Genomic DNA, 19,750 nt, shown 5'->3' with positions numbered 1-19,750 from the left:
GAACTCGAACCTGCTATTTTCACCGCGAATCGCCCGATTGGCATTGCCTGCGGATGATTTCCGCAGAATCATGTGCAACGTACTTTCGACTTTTCCCTTAGAAGCACGCGTGCACTACCTATATATAGATACAAGACGGGTTCTTCAAAGAAGAAAGCCCGGGCTCAGACAGAACGTCTAAGCTCGGGCTTGACGGCTGGCCACAGGCCCATGCCGTCGGTTTTTGCCAGCAAGGAGAAGATCGTCCCTGTCTGGTCATGGAGGCAATAGATTGCCGCCGAAAATTGCCGGGGCCGCTTTATCGCTACACCCAAAGGTGGGACTGGCTACTGCCGACAGATCACCTGAAAACTCAGGCAGTGTCAGTCTAGTCATAGCCCTGCACTCTTTCAAAGTGGGATTTTCAATGATCAATCTGGCCGTGATTGGTAATTTTGTGGATGTAACAAAAGCTTAAAAATGGCGCGCCAATGCTGAAAAGTTAATTTTCAAGAGACTAAAAATAGAATAACAAACCTATTTCTTATTGTTGACTTGATATATTCGAGCCACCTAGAATCCGCCTGTCCCGAATTTTGAGTAGGGACTAACCCGCATCCGCTGCCGAACCCGGCATATTCAAATCGCTGCACATGTCAAAACGACGCCGCAGGATATTGATAGCGTACCAACCCAAACGGAGTGTCTCTGACATACCGCCTAAGAAGGAAGAGCTATGACAGCGACCCAAAAATTTACCCAAGGTCTTCGCGTCTTCGTGACCGATATCGCCCAGGGATTCTTTGAAATTACTCACAACGGTTTTGCCCTGCTGGGCCTGGCCGTAATGTTTGCCGTTATAACCGTGTCCGCACGGCCCGAAATCCGCCAGGCTGGCGAAGTCCGTTTGATGGAATGGTTGCAAGAGCGCCAAACCGCGCTGACTGGCTTGCCGTCGGAGCCTGAAGCTGTGGACCGTGCAACCGCCTCGAATCCGCAAGACTTGCCCAAGCAGCAGGCTGCCGTCGCCTATTGGCTTAGCCGCAAATACAACGTTGCGCCCGAGCCCTTGAGCGCATTGGTAGCCGAAGCCTATGAAACAGGGCCACGCAACAAACTGGATCCAACGCTGGTTTTGGCCGTCATGGCCATTGAATCGGGCTTTAACCCGTTTGCTCAGAGTCCGGTCGGCGCGCAAGGCCTTATGCAAGTGATGACACGCGTTCATACCGACAAGTACCAAGGCTACGGCGGCAAAATGGCAGCCTTTGACCCTGTGTCCAATCTGCGCGTGGGCGTCAAAGTCCTGCAGGAGTGCATCAACCGCGCCGGCTCCATTGAAGGTGGCCTTAAGCTGTACGTTGGCGCCGGGAATATGGAGGACGACGGAGGCTATGCGGCTAAAGTGCTGGCCGAACACCGTAGACTGCTCTTGGTAGCTTCCGGGCGTGCAGTTCCGCTAATGAACCCTCAGTCCATTCCGGTCAAAGCACCAGCCATTGAACCTGCCACCCCTGAGACCGTGGCCAGCCTGTTCAACTCGTAATCCGCTGGGTTAAACTCACTCGGTACGCGACTGGCGATAGGCGCCAAAACCTGCGGGTTTTGGCCGCTGACGTGGGATAACCACTAGGAAGCGTACCGCAGGCGAGGCTTCTCGCATTGTGTTCAGCCGTTCGCCTGGGCAGCCCCCGTGCCAGTGATTCCTCGTCACTGTCGCACAGGCCCTATGTCTTTAAGGACTGCCATGTACGACCGCAACATCCTCGTTGAACAGACCGACCCCGAGCTGTGGGCCGCCATCCTGGCCGAGAACGCTCGCCAGGAACACCATATTGAGCTGATCGCCAGCGAAAACTACGCCTCGCCCGCCGTCATGGCCGCGCAAGGTACACAGCTCACCAACAAATACGCCGAAGGCTACCCAGGCAAGCGCTATTACGGCGGCTGCGAGCACGTAGACGTGGCGGAGCAACTGGCGATTGATCGCGTCAAGCAGATTTTCGGCGCCGAAGCAGCCAACGTGCAGCCGCATTGCGGCGCGTCCGCCAACGAGGCGGTGCTGCTGGCCTTCGTCAAGCCCGGCGAAACCATTATGGGCATGAGCCTGGCCGAAGGCGGCCACCTGACCCACGGCATGCCGCTGAACATGAGCGGCAAATGGTTCAACGTCGTGAGCTACGGCCTGGACGCCAAGGAAGCCATCGACTACGACGCAATGGAGCGCAAAGCCCACGAAGCCAAGCCAAAACTGATCATCGCCGGCGCAAGCGCCTATTCACTGGCGATCGACTTCGCTCGTTTTGCCAAGGTCGCCAAGGATGTCGGCGCGATCTTCATGGTCGACATGGCTCACTATGCGGGCCTGATCGCCGCTGGCGTCTACCCCAACCCGGTGCCTCACGCTGACGTGGTGACCTCCACCACCCACAAAAGCTTGCGCGGCCCACGCGGCGGCATCATCCTGATGAAGTCGCAACACGAAAAGGCGATCAACAGCGCCATCTTCCCCGGTCTGCAAGGCGGCCCGTTGATGCATGTGATCGCGGCAAAGGCTGTCGCATTCAAGGAAGCTCTTGCTCCTGAATTCAAGACGTACCAGCAGCAAGTAGTCCGCAACGCCAAGATCGTCGCCGAGACATTGACCGCTCGCGGTTTGCGCATCGTCAGCGGTGGAACTGAGAGCCATGTCATGCTGGTCGATCTGCGATCCAAAGGCATTACCGGCAAGGAAGCCGAGGCTGTACTGGGCAGCGCCCACATGACCATCAACAAGAATGCCATCCCCAACGACCCGGAAAAGCCCATGGTCACCAGCGGCGTGCGCATTGGCACACCGGCAATGACCACCCGTGGCTTCAAGGATGAAGAGGCAAGAATGACCGCCCATCTGATTGCTGATGTGCTGGACAACCCACGCGACGCAGCCAACATTGAAGCGGTTCGCGCCAAGGTCAACGCCCTGACTTCCCGCTTCCCGGTCTATAAGTAAGTAGCCCCAGATGAAGTGCCCGTTTTGCAGCCATTCGGATACCCAGGTCGTAGAGACCCGAATCAGCGAAGACGGGGACTTCATCCGCAGGCGCCGGCAGTGCGCCTCTTGCCAGAAGCGCTTCACGACCTATGAGCGCCCCGACGTCAACTTCCCCGCCATCGTCAAGAAGGATGGGCGTCGCATAGAGTTTGAACGGATCAAGCTGCTGGCATCGATGAACCTAGCGCTGCGCAAACGTCCCGTCAGCACCGAGCAGGTTGATGGCGCCATAGAGCGAATTGAGGAGAAACTATTGAACCTGGGCCTGCGCGAGGTCCCCTCTACCCGGATTGGCGAACTGGTGATGCGCGAACTCAAGAAGCTCGACAAAGTGGCCTATGTACGTTTTGCCAGTGTTTATCGCAGTTTTGAGGATATTGATGAGTTTAAGACGTTAGTAGATGAGGTTCGGCGGTAGTCGGACCCTACCGTCAATCGGGCTTGCTGCCCACTTATCGCTTACTTTTTGGCGAGATGGAGTATTCATTGAGAATCACATTCATGAAAAAATCCTTGGGATTTACCTTGGTCGAACTAATGATCGTGCTGTCAATTGCCGCCATATTGGCTGCCTTGGCAGCACCTTCTTTCACCAAGACCATACGGTCAGTGAATATGTCGAGCGCGGTCAATTCCTTTATTGCAGACGCCAGTTTTGCGCGAAGTGAGGGGGTCCGCCGCGGCGGGGATATGGTGATGTGCCGCAGCAACGACCCCGAAGCCGCCAACCCTAGTTGTGCAACGGGCAGCGGTTGGGAATCGGGCTGGATCGTGTTTTACGACCAAGACAGCACCCAGTCAGTAACTTCTGGTGACCTAATACTGCGCAGACAAGCTCTTATTACTGGGGTCAACACCATTGAGGCTTCCAGCACTACAAAACTCGTCTTTACAGCAACCGGTCGGCTTCAAAACTTAAGCGGGGGAGCAATGTCACTCACGTTTGGCAGCCCGCCCAACTACTCCAGTGAGGAGCAACGCATGGTTTGCGTAAGCGTCGGCGGAAGGGTCAAAATCAAAGGGGACGGGTACACGTCATGTCCATAAATACAATCCCTCGCAGGCCCACACAAAGGGGCTCGTCCCTGCTGGAAGTGCTGGTAACGGTGCTGATTCTTTCGTTTGGCATGTTGGCTCTGGGCGGAATGATGTCGTATGCCGTTCAAATGCCCAAGCTATCTGGCTACCGTGCCTCGGCAACCAGCATTGCCGCCGGCCATATCGAACGCATGCGGGCCAATCTAGCTGGCTTTCGTAGCAGCGAGTACGCAAGCGCCAAATACCCGGGGGAGTCGTATACCCTTGACAAACCAAGCTGGGGTGCCCTGGTCAAGACCACTTCTGACGGTGGCGAGTGTATCTATCCCAACTGTACGCCTGAAAAAATCGCCCTGGTCGATATCAATGAAACCCATAGGGCCCTGCGCAGGGAACTGCCTGGCTTCGCTGGGATACGCGTTATTTGCAATGGCGCTTGCGACAGTCTTAGCCGCCCCGAAGGAGACTTGTGGGTTCTCTGGTACGAGCCCACCACTTTCGCCTCCCTTGATGGAAGCAGCTCAGATGCATGCCCGGACCCCAATGTGGCCCCCTCGTTCACGGCCTTTACGAATCCGTTCCCACGCTGCCTACATGTGAGGTTCAAGTTATGAAACCATTGCGTCGGAGCGCACTTGTTGCTGCTCAGGCAGGTTTGAGCCTGATTGAACTGATGGTGTCTATCACCATCGGGCTTGTATTGATGATTGCGGTGACATCCGCCTACCTGGGTTCCTCCGGGGCTACGAATGTTGCAGCTGCGCAGGGGCGCATGAATGAAGATGCCCAGGCTGCCCTGTCCATTTTGAGCCAACAGATTCGGATGGCGGGTGATAACCCAAAGCAACCCAATTACACCGAGCCGACCACGCGCAATCCGGCTTTCGATGCCACCGTAGATCCCTTCGGTATTCGGGGCTGCAATCTAGTGTTTTCCAATGTCACATCGGCGGCCAGCGTTAAGGATCTGACTTGCGCGGGCTCCCCACCGCACTCGATCGCCGTAAGGTATGAGGCAGACATTAACAACACCATTCCCTCCGCAGGGAAGCCTACGGATTGCATGGGCGCTGCACTAACTGCCGTTACGCCTACACCTCAAGTCAAGATTTATGACCTGCCTAGCGGCGCTGCTGCGAAGTTTCAAAAGGCCATTACCCCCACTTTCTATGTGGCAGACAACAGGTTCTATGTCAAAAAGGCGGCTGGTGTGTCAAGTCTCTATTGCAAGGGCAATGGGGGGGCGGAGCAGCCTTTGGTTGAGAACATTGAAGACTTGCAGTTTGTATACGGCACGGCAAAGGCGACTGGCACCATGACCATGGCCGGGTATTTGACTGCTGATGCCGTAGAAAGCAACGCCGACCTTGCTGCGTTGCCCGACAGCGCTGCGCGCTGGGCTCGCGTCATGACAGTCAAGATGTGCGTGCAGGTACGCAGCGACAAGCCTGTGGGCCTTGATGCCAGCACCAACCAATACGCTGCTTGCTTTGCAGCACCGAACGCAGCACCTTCAACTTCCCCTGACGGCTTCTTGCGCCGAACGTTCTATTCCACGGTTGTCCTGCGCAACCGTGTTCCTGCGTCCGACTAATTTACCCCCACTGGTATGAACACAACACCGGGAAAATGTCTGCCATTCACTGTACGGCCTGCGCAAAGGCAGCATGGTGTGGTGTTGATTGTGTCCTTAATCCTGCTTGCCATTATTTCCTTGCTTGCTGCGTTTTCCATTCGCAATGCAAGCTCTTCGGAGGCCGTGTCTGGCAATGTGCGTACCACCCAACTAGCTACGCAGGCCGCTGAAATTGCGCTACGGTACTGCGAGGACGTCGTTGTGCAGACATTCTCACCCTCGCCGATATTCGTTGTTACCCCCCCACCCCTTCCCCTCGCTTACAAGAGCCCAGCGTACTGGTCAGAAAAAGACGGTAGTGGCAACCTGAAAAATTGGGATACCAGCGCCAGCTTGGGCAACTCTTTTCTTACCGTGCCAACGCCGCAATCAACGCCCGCCGTAACCACCGCCACGGCTTTTACGACCGTGCCGTCGTCGGTGGTGAATGGGTTGGTTACCTACAAGCGCCCACCGGAATGCATGATCGAATCCATGCAAGTACAAAACGCGTCAGGCACCCTGGACAACACGTCCACCTATCTAGTGACAGCCCGGGGGTTCGGCCCCGAAGTGGCGCCTGTGGACTCCACACGCACACGCCCTGAAGGCAGCGAAGTTTGGCTGCAATCCACCATTCAAATCCAGTAGGAGAAATCCATGACACCCACGCACTTCGCACGGACCACCGTCGCCATAGCACTTGCTGCGGCCAGCGTCGGCTTGCAGGCTCAGATGGCGCAGGAACCTCTGTTGAACACGGCCACGGGTGTTCCACCCAATATTGTTTTCGTGTTTGACGATTCCGGGTCGATGGATTCGACGGCGCTTTATCAGTACGGCGGAGTCGCAGGTGGGCTTGGCATGACAGGGCCCGGCAATGATGCGGGCAACAACGCGCCATCCAAATTTCACGATCGCTCGCCTGACGTCAACCAGATTTACTACGACCCCCGCGTGAACTACGCACGCCGAATGGCGCCAAATGGAACCCCCCTGGGCGCAGGCCCCACCGCGGCCATTCTCGGTTTCAACGTTTACTTTTACAACCCTGGGCAATCGCCGGTTTATACGGTTAACCGAGTCGACATCGTCAATCCGGGCACTGGATACCCCATCGGTGGCGTTCTGGGCAGTTTTTCGCTAGCGCCCAGTACAGGGCGCACCGCCAGAGCAACGGTTACTACCGGCTCCATCGCCGTCGCCAGTTCGGTGACGGTTGATTCCATGGGCACCAACTACCCCAACTCCGGCGTAGTGGCCACCTTTTCGCCGCCACCGTCAGGAGGAACCACCGCGACGGGCACCGTCACCGTGACGCAGGTAAAGAAGATCTCGAATGCCACGATTGCCGCCACCAGTTTCGGCAGCGGTTATTCCACCGGCACAACGGTCAGTTTTTCTGCGCCTGGCACGCCAGGAGGGATGACCGCCCAAGGTACCCMGATCATAGATACTACGCGCCGGACGGTGCAGTCGGTCACTATCACGAACCCAGGCAGCGGCTTTCCACTGACTGGTAAGACCATCACATTTGGGGCAGCACCAGCTGGTGGCGTGACTGCCACCGGGACGGTGACCACCGGCACTATTTACTCTGCAGGAACGCTGACACTGACGAGCAATGGCACTGGCTACACCAGCGCACCAGCTGTCACCTTTACCGGTACTCTTGCTGCCGGCGGCATACCAGCCGCAGGCACCGCTGCCATTGGCACCCTGAACCGCGTGAATACGGTCGCTGTCTCCAACGTCGGCACGGCGAACTACACCAGCGCTCCGGCCGTCACCTTTACCGGCGCGCTTGCGCCTGGCGGTGTGGCGGCAGCCGCCACTACCACGCTTGGTACGTTTTACAAAGCGGCCAGCGGCGCTTTCGCTGGCGTTGGCGCCGGATGCACCAATGGAACACGCGCCCTCACTTTTTCAGCTCCTACCGCTCCCGGCGGGGTCCAGGCCGCAGGCACTGGCACCTACACACTCGCCAAACTTACCAGTATCACCATTACCAATGCGGGCTCTGGATACACGTCTGCCCCTACTTACACCGGCTCGACCTGTACAACAATTCCAAGCGGAACGGCACCAAGCACTAGCTACAGCGGCGTAGCTTCCATCAATTTGACAAATGCAGGCTCCGGCTATACCGTAGCGCCCACGATTGGGCTTACCGGCGGTGGCGGCACCGGAGCTGCGGTTACCCGCACTACCACCTCCTATACAGGCGTAACCTCTGTCACCCTCAACACTGCGGGGCGCGGCTACACCAGCGCCCCCACGGTGGCCTTGGTTGGCGGAGGGGGGACCGGCGCCGGTGTGAGTCTGACAAGTTCCAACACGGTGGGTATCACGGATATCACGATCACCAACCCAGGCTCCGGGTACACAGGGGTCCCAAGCATTACTCTAGGTGGAACGGCTGGCGGAACAGGCCAAGGATTGACGATAGTACAAGGCACGAGCAATGTCATTACAGGCATCACCGTAACCAATCCCGGCTCTGGATACACCTCCGCCCCCACCATTTCGCTGTCCAACACGGGTGGTGGCACTGGCGCGGCATTTGCCGTGCCCACTCTGGCCAACACCTATGGCGTTACGGCCATCAACATCACAAACAAAGGTTCTGGCTACACTACGGCGCCCACCATCACCCTGAGCGGAACGGGAAGTGGCAGTGGTGCGAGCTTTACTGTCAACACGGGTACCGCCACCGGTATTACCGGCGTCACGATCACGGACGCTGGCGCGGGCTACAAGGTTCTGCCCACCTTCAAAATCACGGCAGCCTCGGGCACAGGTGCGACCTTCTCTGTTGTGACTGACTCCACGCTGGATAACGGTGTCAACACCAACTGGGCGGGCAATGGAACGCCGACCACGATCGCGGATTACTTTGCGCAGAACAACCCGCAAAACGCATCGGACCCTATGAAGGGCTACATCCCGGATGCAGGCAGCGGCCTCGCCGTGGGAGCAGACCCTACGGTGTACTACCCGCACACAGCGAGCGGAAGTATTACCAAGTTCCCGAGGTTCAAGGATCGTGTGGACTGTGTCAGCCAAACAGCCTATTGCACCTGGTCGGAGGAAGTACAGAACTACGCCAATTGGAAGACCTACCACAGCACCCGACTGGATATGGCCAAAACCGGTGTGGGTCTTGCTTTCCAGCCCTTGGCGGCCTCCTTCCGCTTGGGCTATGGCACGATCAATAACATCAGTAGCTCCAGCAATCTGGCGTCCGGTGTCAAGTTGTACGACACGCCTACCAACAGTGCTTTTCTGACTTGGTTGAATGCTCTTGCTACCAATGGCGGAACACCGAATCGCAATGCCATCAATAAAGTGGGGCAGTACTACACGCGGGGAGATAACGGTGGACCGTGGGCAGAAACCCCATCTTCCGGATCCAGCCCGCTGAATACCCTCTACAGCGGAACGGAGGATAAAACCCACGCGAGCTGCAGGCGCAATTACACGATTCTGATGACCGATGGTTACTACAACGAGACGTATACCGACGCGACAGACTACGACTCCACCTTGCAGACCAATGCTGCGGGCGTCACATATACACCTACGGGTCCCTATAGCGATACCGCTTCAGGCGCTGCATTTACAAGCAGCTTCGCCGACATTGGCTTCAAATATTGGTTCCAGAGTTTGCGCCCGAATCTGAGCCAAACAGGCCTGAAAGCGGTTATCAACGATGAGGCCACCTGGCCACATATGAATTTTTATGCAATCGGCTTGGGTATTTCGGGAACGATGGATGCGTTTACGACGGTGCCGGATCCATCGGGAAACGGCCGGATCAATCCGGTACTCAATTCCCTCAGCGGCACGTCTAGTACTCGTCTCCTGGATTGGCCTACGCCTGCCAGCAACAATCCAGTGGCGATTGATGACATGTGGCATGCGACGGTCAACGGACGCGGTCAGTTTCTCAATGCCGGTACGGCCGAGAAGTTGCGCACCGCTATACGCAGCATTGTTTCCGCGATATCCGGGATTGACAGCAGCCAGGCCGGCGTCGCGGTGTCGGCAGTGGAGTTGTCTTCAACTACCCGCAAGTACACGCCCATTTTTGTGCCTGGGGAATGGTCCGGTAACGTCAAGGCATTCAATCTCTCCGGTGGTGGCGACCAGTTGAACGTTGCTTGGGAAGTCGAAGCGGCTACCGGCAAGGACCCTATTTCTGGTGCCAACACCTATACGTCACTGATTCCGTCCTACCTCACCCGCAATATTTATGCGGGCAATGGCGCGACCAGTGGGACACGCGCAGTACCTTTCCAATATTCATCTCTCACCTCTGCCATGGTGACTGATATGGGGGGAGGCTTGCCCGTCACTACCAATCTCGTAGACTACTTGCGAGGAGATGCCAGCAATGAGGCCACCGACGAAAATGCACTGAAAGCATCTGCGGTGTACCGCGTACGCCAGACACGCTTGGGCGATGTGGTCAACTCCACGCCCACCTTCGTGAAGACCAATGTGGATCTGAAGTACGACGATCTCGCCGTGGGAGGCTATCGAACCTTTGTAAACAACAAGATTGCAAATCGGAAGGAAGGCGTCTTGTTTGTGGGAGCCAACGACGGCATGTTGCACGCGTTCCGTGATGGCAATCCCATTGCCGGCGGCAACTCTGTTTCGTCCAGCCCTGGCGGTATTGAGGTTTTCGCCTATATTCCCAACGCGCTCCTGCCAAGCATCAACAAGCTGGCCGACAAAGGCTATGGGCACCAGTACTATGTTGACGGCCCATTGACTGAAACCGACACCTATTTGCCCACAGCCGGCACTTGGGCCAATATGGTTTTAGGTACCACTGGTGCCGGAGCTGGCAAGCCAAGCAAGAGCTCGCCCGCCACAAGTCCAACAAGTGCCGTTTTTGCCATTAACACCACGGCGCTGACCACCGATGTGACCGCACTGAACGCCAGCAGCGTGCAATGGGAAGTCAGCTCCAAAGTGGCTGGTTTTGAAGAGTTGGGGCATGTGCTGAGCGATGTTCAGGCGGGGCCCACCCCGGATGGTTCATGGGTTGCAATTTTTGGCAATGGATATGAGAGCAGGACTTGCAAGGCGCAGTTGTTCATCGTAAATATGGAGACCGGTGCCTTGGTGAGGGTTATCGATACTCTCGCTGGCACATGCGGGGCCAACAAAAACGGCTTGGGTGGTGTGCGACTGGTTCGCAATGACACAGGCATGGTGATCGGCGTATACGCCGGTGATCTGCTGGGTAATGTATGGAAGTTTGACCTGAGCTCAACCAACAAGGCGGATTGGAAAGTCGGATTGGGCGGAGACCCGCTGTACAAAACCGATGCGGGCCAGCCCATTACCGCGCCGCCCACCGTCGTGGACCTCAGCACGACGCCTGCGGTCACACAACCCAAGCCCGGTTATATGGTGGTCGTGGGGACTGGTAAATTTTATGAAGCAGTCGACAAGACCAGCACCAACCAGCAAACCCTGATAGGTATCTGGGATGATCGCCCCTTCGGCGCCGCAGATATCGGCACTGGCGCAGCACGGGTAAGTAAATCTTTGCTGGTAGCCCAGGAGGTCAAAGTCACCACGACCGCGACGGTCGCTGGAAATGTAGTTACCCGCGTGGCGACGACTAAAAATACAGTTGACTATACGGCAGGGAAAAAAGGCTGGATCTTTGATTTCCCCAATTCAGGGCAGCGGCTGGTGTACCCGATGGAGTTGCTGGTCAACCGCTTTGTGGCAGTAGATTCGATTTCACCTAAGGGGATTTCTACTGACCCTTGCGTAGGCGGTGTTGGCGGCGAAGGTTTCTTCTACATTTTTGATGCGCTGTCAGGTGCAGCACCAACAAGCGATGTATTTGCACTGCTCAACTTGGGGACAGACGACGCGAATCCTGATTTCGCAAACGGTATTTCGTCAAAGGCGGACGGTCGCAACGTTTCTGTAAAACTGCCTGATCCTGATAAGGATAAATTTTGTATTCTTTCTACAGATCCGCAATGCACGGAAGTTACGTTCACCTGTGAAGATACCAACACATGTAAAACCACTAACACCAAAAAATTGAAGACCCGTGAGTGGCGGCAGCTGTTCCCCCGATAATTTGGCTAAGCAACACAGGATACGTTTATGCAAAAGCAAATCGCCTCAAAGGGTAGCCGCCAAGTTCGCGGGTTTACGTTGATTGAATTGATGATTACGGTAGCTATCGTCGGAATCCTCGCGGCTGTGGCATTGCCCTCGTACACCAGTTACGTCAAGAGAGCCAAGCGTGCGGATGCAAGAACCCAGTTGCTACAGGCGGCGCAGTGGATGCAGCGCTTTTATTCAGCTAATGATTCGTATGCGACTGACCGTGTCGGCACCCCTGCCGCTCTTCCGGGACCTCTCGCGCAGTCACCAGGGGATGCCAGCGGAGCAGGGATCAACTACCAACTCCAGCTGGGTTCTGGCGCGGACTTGACCCCCACCTACTTCCTTGTCTATGCCACGCCAGTGAACGGCATGTTGGGTGATGAGTGCGGGGTGTACCAGATTGACTCGACAGGCTTGCGAAGTGTGAAAGTCAATGGCGTGCAAGGCACAACGGTCCTTAGAGACAAGTGCTGGAAGTAGGCCAGGCTAACGAAGCGTAGAGTCGCCCAAGGCATGGTCGACACCACAGGCTTGTCGCTGCATATGCCTATGTCTCGCGCCTTGATGCTTGCCAATATTGCTGGCAATGAGTGCGCACCCAACCCCCGAGTCGGTTGTGTACTGACCGATACTGCGGGCCAGATCATCGGGGAAGGACACACGCAAGCTGTCGGCGGACCGCACGCGGAAGTCATGGCGTTACGAGACGCCGCTTCGCGCGGACACTCCACAGCGGAAGCAACTGCCTACGTCACACTGGAGCCCTGCTCCCACCATGGTCGCACGGGCCCATGTTGCGATGCACTCATTGCGGCTGGAATCCAAAAGGTTGTTGCATCGCTGGAAGACCCCCACCCACGCGTATCCGGGCAAGGGTTTGCAAGGCTTCGTGCAGCTGGTGTGGCGGTAGAAGTAGGACCGGGAGCGGCCGAATCGCGCGAGCTCAATCTCGGATTCTTCAGCCGCATGGTCCGCAAAAGACCTTGGGTCCGCATGAAGATTGCGGCATCCATCGATGGCCAGACTGCATTGCACAATGGCATGAGCCAATGGATCACTTCCGAGGCTGCGCGCGCTGACGGCCACGCGTGGCGCGCACGCGCTTGCGCCGTGCTAACGGGCATAGGTACGGTGCGCGCAGACAACCCGCGCCTGGATGTGCGTTTACCCGACACCAAACGCCAACCGCATTTGGTCGTTCTGGACAGCAGACTGGAAACCCCGCCGGATGCTCGCCTTTTTATAGCTGGCCGCGCACTGTTTATATATGCTGCAGCCCGAAATGATAGGGAAAAAGAAGCTTTGGAGGCACGGGGTGCCAAGGTAATTTATTGCTCTAGCACCGACTCAGAAACTGCGCAGCGGGTCGATCTGAAGGCCATGCTGGAAGACCTGGCCACACGCGAAATCAATGAAGTGCATGTCGAAGCGGGCAGCACACTCAACGGGGCCTTGCTTGAGGCTGGGCTGGTAGATGAACTGTTGTTTTACATCGCGCCGAAACTGCTTGGGCCAGGTCGCGGTATGGCCTCCCTGAATCCATTGGAAGACCTTGCAGCCGCCATCCCGCTGATATTTCATTCGGTCACCTCTGTAGGGCAGGATCTGCGCGTTGTGGCACGGGTTCAGGGAAGAGACCTATAAACACCGCGGTTCACACCGACGCCGGCGCTGCTGTGCAAAGCCGTTGGACGGCCTTGTTGCTGGGCCTGATGATGATCCTGGCTCCCGGGTTGGGTGTGCCAAGCCAGGAGTTGCTGCAAGACACGCTGAAGTCCGGCATCGTGGCGTTGATGACTTTAAGCGTCGGGCTGCTTTTCTTATGGATGCAGCGCCAACGACAGTCGCCCGTGATCTGGCATGGTCTGATGTGGCTGCCGCTCGGTCTGGCGGTCTACGCGCTTGGCAGCATGGTCTGGTCACACACTTACCTGGGCGGCGTGGAAGCCGCACGCTGGCTGGTGTTGAGCCTGTTGCTGTGGCTGGGCATGAACACCCAGGCAGAGGACCTGGAAAGCAGAATGCTATGGGGTATCCATTGGGGGGTGACCATCGCCTCCATCTGGACTGCCTGGCAGTTCTGGGGCAACTTTGACGTGTTTCCACAAGGCCCCAACCCGGCATCGACTTTCATCAATCGGAATTTTTTCGCTGAGTACGCGGTCTGCGCCCTGCCCTACTCCTTGCTCTTGTTGCTCCGGGTTCGTGATTTCCGCGAAGCACTGAGTTTGGCTGCGGGCATAGCATTCAACATTGCTGCGTTGATGATGACAGGTACCCGCTCTGCACTGTTCGCGTTGCTGGTGCTGTGCGCCTTGTTGCCTCTGCAAATCTACCGCTGTAGGTCTCAATTGGCAATCACCACATGGGGCCGCAAGAAGAATTCGGTCATCGCCGCAGTATTTGCAGGCTGCCTGCTGGCGTTTGGCTCTATCCCCACCGCCAACCCGAGATTGATCCACGAGTTTGGCGCACAAAGCGCCATCAGCCGAGCAGTCCTCCGTGCGGCCTCTGTAGGTGCAGCCAACGAATACACCACCGGTTCATTTTCAGTTCGCTCCGTCATGTGGGCTGCCACCGCACGCATGGCCATCGATCACCCCGTGACCGGGGTCGGTGCTGGAGCATGGGAGGTGGATGTCCCCCTCTATCAAAATGGCGATACGGTCACCGAGACAGACTATTACGCACACAATGAGTTCCTGCAGCTCCTGTCCGAATATGGGCTAACCGGTGCACTGTTTATCGGTCTGTTGATTGCCTATCTGCTGATATCAGCCTATAGAACATGGACGAATAGCACAGACACTGCGACCGCGTACGCGCCCTTGCGCACCAGCGCTTTGGTCAGCCTCTTAATGCTGTTGATCGTTAGCAATTTCGGATTCCCGTGGCGCATGGCCTGTACGGGAGCATTGTTCGCGCTCAGTCTGTCTCTGTTGGCGGCAACGGACGCTGCGGCGGGCTCACAGCCTCGCTGGCTGATGCATCGGTATTTTTTGCAAGGCATGCATCTCAAACTTGCCTTGGGCATTGGCATCGTGTGTCTGGTCCTCGCTGTGTATATCTCTCAACGGGCTGCGAGCGCAGAAAGGAAGTTGGTTCGAAGCATCCAACTGGCTTTGGCCATCAGTGGATCGCCTGATCCACGCAGCCCCAAGTGGGATTCAACCAAATCACAATTGCTGGAGATGGTCAAGGAGGGTATTGCGCTCAACCCGCATTACCGCAAAATCACACCTGTCGTGGCCGACCAGTTGGCCAGTTGGGGCGACTGGAAAAACGCCCTTTGGATATGGGAATCCGTGCAGGCATCGCGACCCCATGTCATCGCCATTGCATGCAATATTTCCAAAGCGCACATGGAACTGGGCAATTTGGAGGCTGCACGTCTTGAAATCAAAAAAGCACAGCAACTTAATCCAACGTCCAAAGCAGTATTTGCGTTAGACATTGAACTCCTGCTGCATGAGGGACAGGCCCTAGAAGCAAAACAACTTCTGGAGCCCCATTTTCAAAATGACACTGTGGACGAAAATCTGGCCCTGCTGGCACTGAAAATAGGAACAAAAACCCAGGATGGCCCCTTGGTAGTGCGGGCACTGGAATGGCGCATACGTCACAAGGTGGGCAGCGCCGTGGATGCCTGGCTGAGATTAGGGGCCGCGTACGACCAGCGACCCGACATCCGAGACCCGGACAAAGCCCTGGCAGCCTACCGCGCTGCGCTGGAAGCCACCCCCGAGCGCTACAAGGAAATGACCCGCCAGAGGACTCCGGCCCCCTATCGCGCCCTATTGCCCACGCCATAAGGGTTTGAATTGCAGCTTGCCCCAGAAAAAAAGCAGTGAACAATTTTTTGGGGGGTAAAGCGAGTCAAGACGGGACAGCGCCCATTCCCTGCGAAAATACCCCCATGTTTACCGGAATCATCACCGGCGTGGGGCGCATTGCCGCCGTTCACGCTTTGGGCAGCTCTTTATCACATGGCAAGCGCCTGACCATCTCCTGCCCTGTGGGCTATTTGGATGACGTGGGTTTGGGCGACAGCATTGCGCTCAATGGGGCTTGCATGACAGTCACCACGCTGGCTGCATCTGAAAACACCTTCACGATCGATATTTCTGCAGAATCTCTGGCGCGCACTGCTGGTCTCAGTGAGATTGGCAGTATCAACCTAGAGAAGGCGCTACGTGCCAACGACCGTCTGGGTGGGCATCTGGTGTCCGGTCATGTCGATGGCGTGGGAGAAGTAAGCCGGTTTGAACAGGTGGGTGAAAGCTGGGAACTGAATGTCCTGGTGCCCAAGTCGCTGGCGAAATTTCTGGCCTACAAGGGATCGATCACGGTCAACGGCGTCAGTCTGACCGTGAACCGCGTGCAGGACCAACCAGCGGGCTGTGAAATCAGCATCAACCTGATTCCCCACACCGTACAAAACACCGCCCTGCACAGTCTGCAAAAAGGCACTCCCGTTAACCTGGAAATCGATTTGATCGCACGCTATGTGGAGCGCATGATGACTGCGCCAGCCGCTGTCTGAATCAGTCCGATACCGCACCGTTTATCCGAAAGCATTTGAATGTCCGCGCTACAACCCGTATCCATCTCTCCCGTTGAAGACATCGTCGCCGACATGCGCGCTGGCCGTATGGTGATCCTGGTCGACGAAGAAGACCGGGAAAACGAAGGTGACCTGGTTCTTGCGGCCGACCATGTGACGGCTGACGCCATCAACTTCATGGCGCGCTATGGCCGTGGCCTGATTTGCCTGACGCTGACACGCGAGCGCTGCGAGCGCTTGCAGTTGCCCCCGATGGCCACCCGCAATGGCACCAAGCACTCCACCGCATTCACCGTATCCATCGAGGCCGCAGAAGGCGTCACCACCGGTATTTCTGCTGCGGACCGCGCCCGTACTGTGCAGGCGGCTGTCGCTTCTGGCGCAGTCGCGTCCGATCTCGTACAGCCCGGTCACATCTTCCCCTTGCAAGCGGTGGACGGTGGCGTGTTGATGCGCGCGGGCCATACGGAAGCTGGTTGTGATCTGGCAGGCATGGCGGGCTGCAGCCCAACCGCAGTCATCTGCGAAATCATGAAGGACGACGGCACGATGGCCCGTCTGCCGGATTTGCAACTCTTTGCCGCGGAACACGGCCTGAAGATTGGCACGATTGCCGACTTGATTGCACACCGTAGTCGCGTGGAGTCGCTGATTGAGCAGGTTGGCGAGCGCATCCTCAAAACCGCTTATGGTGACTTCTCCGCCCGCGCTTTCCGCGATACGACGGGCCATGGCGTGCACTTGGCCTTGGTACGCGGCACCTGGGCAGCCGACGACGCCGTCCCTGCTCGGGTACACGAGCCACTGTCCGTACTGGACGCATTGGAGCCGGGCCGCACCATGCACAGCTGGAGCCTGGATGCAGCGCTCGCCCATATTGCCGAGGCTGACAAGGGCGTCGTGGTATTGCTGAATTGCGGTGAAAGTGGCGAACAGTTGCTGGCCCAGTTTGCCGGCACTGCCGTGCCGGCACAGGCTCCGGAACGCGGTCGCATGGACTTGCGCACCTATGGCATCGGCGCGCAGATTCTGCGCCGGTGCGGCGTGCACAAGATGCAATTGATGGGCAGCCCACGTCGCATGCCCAGCATGACTGGCTATGGACTTGAAATCACGGGCTACATCTGCCAGTGATCGTTGGAAAGAATTAAGGAAAACATATGTTTGGTGCAGACAAAGGCGTCGCGGACGACAATCGATTGAATGGCAAAGGCTTGCACATCGCCATCGTGCAGGCGCGGTTCAACGCCTCGGTCACCGATGCATTGGCGCAGGCTTGCAAGGCAGAGTTGATCGCCTTGGGCGTGGATGAGCGTGACATCGACCACCACACCGTGCCCGGCGCACTGGAAGTACCGGTCGCACTGCAGGCATTGGCTGAGAAAGCCAAATACGACGCACTGGTCGCCTTGGGCTGCATCATCCGCGGCGAAACTTACCACTTTGAGCTGGTGGCCAACGAATCTGGATCTGCCGTAACACGCATCGGGCTGGACTACCAAATCCCAATCGCCAATGCGATACTGACCACTGAAAACATGGAACAGGCCATCGCCCGTCAGGATGAAAAAGGCCGCGATGCGGCCCGCGTCGCTGTTGAAATGGCCAACCTGCTGGAAAGCATCTAATGACCGAAACCAAAACCCCCGCAACCAAACGCCCTCCCCGTCAATCCCGCACCGGGCTGACCAGCACCGGCGCGCGCAAAGCGGGCAGCAAATCCAACCGCAGTCGCGCGCGCGAATTTGCGTTGCAAGGGCTGTACCAGCACCTGGTCGGCCAAAACAATGCTTCCGACATCGACACCTTCACGCGCGACCTCGCGGGCTTCTCCAAAGCCGATGCTGCGCACTTTGATGCGCTGCTGCATGGCTGCATTGAACAGGGCGAAACGCTGGACGGCTTGATCGTTCCGCTGCTGGACCGCCCCATGACGGAAATCTCGCCAGTCGAGCACGGAGTCATGTGGATTGGCGCCTACGAGATGCAGCATTGCCTCGATGTGCCATGGCGCGTGGTGCTCAATGAGTGCGTTGAGCTGGCCAAGGAGTTTGGCGGCACTGACGGCCATAAATACGTCAACGCGGTGCTCAACGGCCTCGCCCCTTCGCTGCGCGCAGCCGAGGTCAAGGCAGACCGCGGCGGCAAGGCTGCTGGCTAAGCGCAAGGCTACATGCAACTCTCCGCACGCGCACGCAACATCGAACCCTTTTACGTCATGGAGGTGGCCAAAGCCGCCTCCCAAATGGCGCGTGACGTCGCCAACAGCGAAACGCCCATGGTGTTTCTCAATATCGGTGAACCCGATTTCACTGCCCCCCCGCTGGTGCAAGCGGCAGCGCAGCGCGCCATCACCAGCGGCCTGACGCAGTACACCCAAGCCAATGGCATTGCCCCGCTGCGCGAACGCATCAGCGCCTGGTATGCCAGCCGTTTTGGTGTGCAGGTGGACCCGACACGTATTGTCGTAACTGCCGGTGCTTCTGCGGCTTTGCAACTGGCCTGTCTGGCCTTGCTGGAAGCTGGCGACGAAGTGCTGATGCCAGACCCCAGCTACCCCTGCAACCGACAGTTCGTATCTGCCGCCGATGCGAAGGCGATATTGATCCCGACCACTGCGGAAGAGCGCTTCCAGTTGAGTGCTGACAAGGTGGCTGCGGCGTGGGGGCCAAATACCCGCGGCGTGCTTTTGGCATCGCCGTCCAACCCGACCGGCACGTCGATTCATCCCGCTGAACTCCAACGCATCCACGACGTCGTGCAAAGCCATGGCGGCGTGACCATCGTGGACGAGATCTATTTGCCACTGAGCTACGACGCGCAGTTTGGCAACACCGCGCTGGCGCTGGATGAATCCATTATCAGCATCAACAGCTTCAGCAAATATTTCAACATGACCGGCTGGCGACTCGGCTGGATGGTCGTTCCCACCGAGCTGGCTCCTGTTATCGAACGTTTGGCACAAAACCTGTTCATCTGCCCCAGCAGCATTGCGCAACACGCGGCACTGGCCTGCTTTGAGCCGGAGAGCCTGGCGCTGTACGAGCAACGCCGCTCCGAATTCAAGGCGCGACGCGATGATTTCATCCCGCGCCTGCAGGCCATGGGATTGCATGTGCCGGTCGTGCCCGATGGTGCTTTCTATGCCTGGGCCGATTGTTCCGATGCCTGCAAAAAGCTGGGTGTCAACGGCAGCTGGGATTTTGCGTTTGAAGTGATGCGCCGCGCCCATGTGGCGGTGACACCGGGACGCGACTTTGGCAGCGCCCAGACCGGCCAGTTCGTACGTTTTTCTACTGCCAGTTCGATGGAACAGCTGCACACTGCAGCCTCTCGCTTGCAGCAACTTTTGACCTGATTTTTGTATTGA

Annotated in this window: 16 protein-coding genes and 1 riboswitch; all 16 genes read left to right on the top strand. The window is 57.3% G+C overall.

Annotated features, from left to right (window positions below):
• The first annotated feature begins 715 nt into the window (after positions 1-715).
• Complete coding sequence (locus tag AC1DV6_RS11310) at positions 716-1,525, top strand: lytic transglycosylase domain-containing protein (RefSeq protein ID WP_477977569.1); 810 nt, start codon at positions 716-718, stop codon at positions 1,523-1,525.
• Between the two features lie 16 nt (positions 1,526-1,541).
• A riboswitch (ZMP/ZTP riboswitch) is annotated at positions 1,542-1,672 on the top strand.
• A gap of 54 nt (positions 1,673-1,726) precedes the next feature.
• Entirely contained in the window at positions 1,727-2,971 is a 1,245-nt protein-coding gene (glyA, locus tag AC1DV6_RS11305; RefSeq protein ID WP_477977686.1) for a serine hydroxymethyltransferase, read from the top strand.
• Between the two features lie 10 nt (positions 2,972-2,981).
• On the top strand, positions 2,982-3,431 hold the full coding sequence (nrdR, locus tag AC1DV6_RS11300) for a transcriptional regulator NrdR (RefSeq protein ID WP_477977568.1): 450 nt from the start codon (positions 2,982-2,984) through the stop codon (positions 3,429-3,431).
• Between the two features lie 83 nt (positions 3,432-3,514).
• Positions 3,515-4,060: a GspH/FimT family pseudopilin gene (locus AC1DV6_RS11295; protein ID WP_477977567.1), complete on the top strand. Its 546-nt coding sequence runs from the start codon at positions 3,515-3,517 to the stop codon at positions 4,058-4,060.
• Complete coding sequence (locus tag AC1DV6_RS11290) at positions 4,051-4,665, top strand: prepilin-type N-terminal cleavage/methylation domain-containing protein (RefSeq protein WP_477977566.1); 615 nt, start codon at positions 4,051-4,053, stop codon at positions 4,663-4,665. The genes AC1DV6_RS11295 and AC1DV6_RS11290 overlap by 10 nt, the downstream gene beginning before the upstream one ends.
• The gene (locus tag AC1DV6_RS11285) at positions 4,662-5,645 is read left to right on the top strand and encodes a PilW family protein (RefSeq protein WP_477977565.1); all 984 of its coding nucleotides are present in this window, start codon (positions 4,662-4,664) and stop codon (positions 5,643-5,645) included. Before AC1DV6_RS11290 ends, AC1DV6_RS11285 begins: the two co-directional genes overlap by 4 nt.
• A gap of 15 nt (positions 5,646-5,660) precedes the next feature.
• On the top strand, positions 5,661-6,317 hold the full coding sequence (locus AC1DV6_RS11280; protein ID WP_477977564.1) for a pilus assembly PilX family protein: 657 nt from the start codon (positions 5,661-5,663) through the stop codon (positions 6,315-6,317).
• A 9-nt stretch (positions 6,318-6,326) separates the two neighbouring features.
• Positions 6,327-11,783, top strand: a complete 5,457-nt coding sequence (locus tag AC1DV6_RS11275; protein ID WP_477977563.1) for a hypothetical protein — start codon at positions 6,327-6,329, stop codon at positions 11,781-11,783.
• 27 nt (positions 11,784-11,810) lie between these two features.
• Positions 11,811-12,296, top strand: a complete 486-nt coding sequence (locus AC1DV6_RS11270; protein ID WP_477977562.1) for a type IV pilin protein — start codon at positions 11,811-11,813, stop codon at positions 12,294-12,296.
• Positions 12,297-12,329: 33 nt separating this feature from the next.
• Positions 12,330-13,460: a bifunctional diaminohydroxyphosphoribosylaminopyrimidine deaminase/5-amino-6-(5-phosphoribosylamino)uracil reductase RibD gene (gene ribD / locus AC1DV6_RS11265; RefSeq protein ID WP_477977561.1), complete on the top strand. Its 1,131-nt coding sequence runs from the start codon at positions 12,330-12,332 to the stop codon at positions 13,458-13,460.
• A gap of 296 nt (positions 13,461-13,756) precedes the next feature.
• Positions 13,757-15,628 carry an O-antigen ligase family protein gene (locus tag AC1DV6_RS11260; protein WP_477977560.1) on the top strand — a complete coding sequence of 624 codons (1,872 nt, stop codon included), beginning with the start codon at positions 13,757-13,759 and terminating at the stop codon, positions 15,626-15,628.
• A gap of 104 nt (positions 15,629-15,732) precedes the next feature.
• Complete coding sequence (locus AC1DV6_RS11255; protein ID WP_477977559.1) at positions 15,733-16,359, top strand: riboflavin synthase; 627 nt, start codon at positions 15,733-15,735, stop codon at positions 16,357-16,359.
• Positions 16,360-16,398: 39 nt separating this feature from the next.
• Positions 16,399-17,514, top strand: coding sequence for a bifunctional 3,4-dihydroxy-2-butanone-4-phosphate synthase/GTP cyclohydrolase II (gene ribBA, locus AC1DV6_RS11250; protein ID WP_477977558.1), 1,116 nt, complete (start codon positions 16,399-16,401; stop codon positions 17,512-17,514).
• Between the two features lie 26 nt (positions 17,515-17,540).
• Positions 17,541-18,008 (top strand): 6,7-dimethyl-8-ribityllumazine synthase, encoded by a 468-nt coding sequence (gene ribH, locus AC1DV6_RS11245; protein WP_477977557.1) that lies wholly within the window; start codon positions 17,541-17,543, stop codon positions 18,006-18,008.
• Positions 18,008-18,541: a transcription antitermination factor NusB gene (gene nusB, locus AC1DV6_RS11240; protein ID WP_477977556.1), complete on the top strand. Its 534-nt coding sequence runs from the start codon at positions 18,008-18,010 to the stop codon at positions 18,539-18,541. The genes ribH and nusB overlap by 1 nt, the downstream gene beginning before the upstream one ends.
• Positions 18,542-18,553: 12 nt before the next feature.
• Complete coding sequence (locus tag AC1DV6_RS11235) at positions 18,554-19,738, top strand: pyridoxal phosphate-dependent aminotransferase (protein WP_477977555.1); 1,185 nt, start codon at positions 18,554-18,556, stop codon at positions 19,736-19,738.
• Positions 19,739-19,750: the final 12 nt, after the last annotated feature.

The organism is Rhodoferax sp. P2_H8_2, assembly GCF_056403235.1.
The sequence above is the reverse complement of the archived record's forward strand: the minus strand, read 5'-3'. Positions and strand labels throughout refer to the sequence as shown.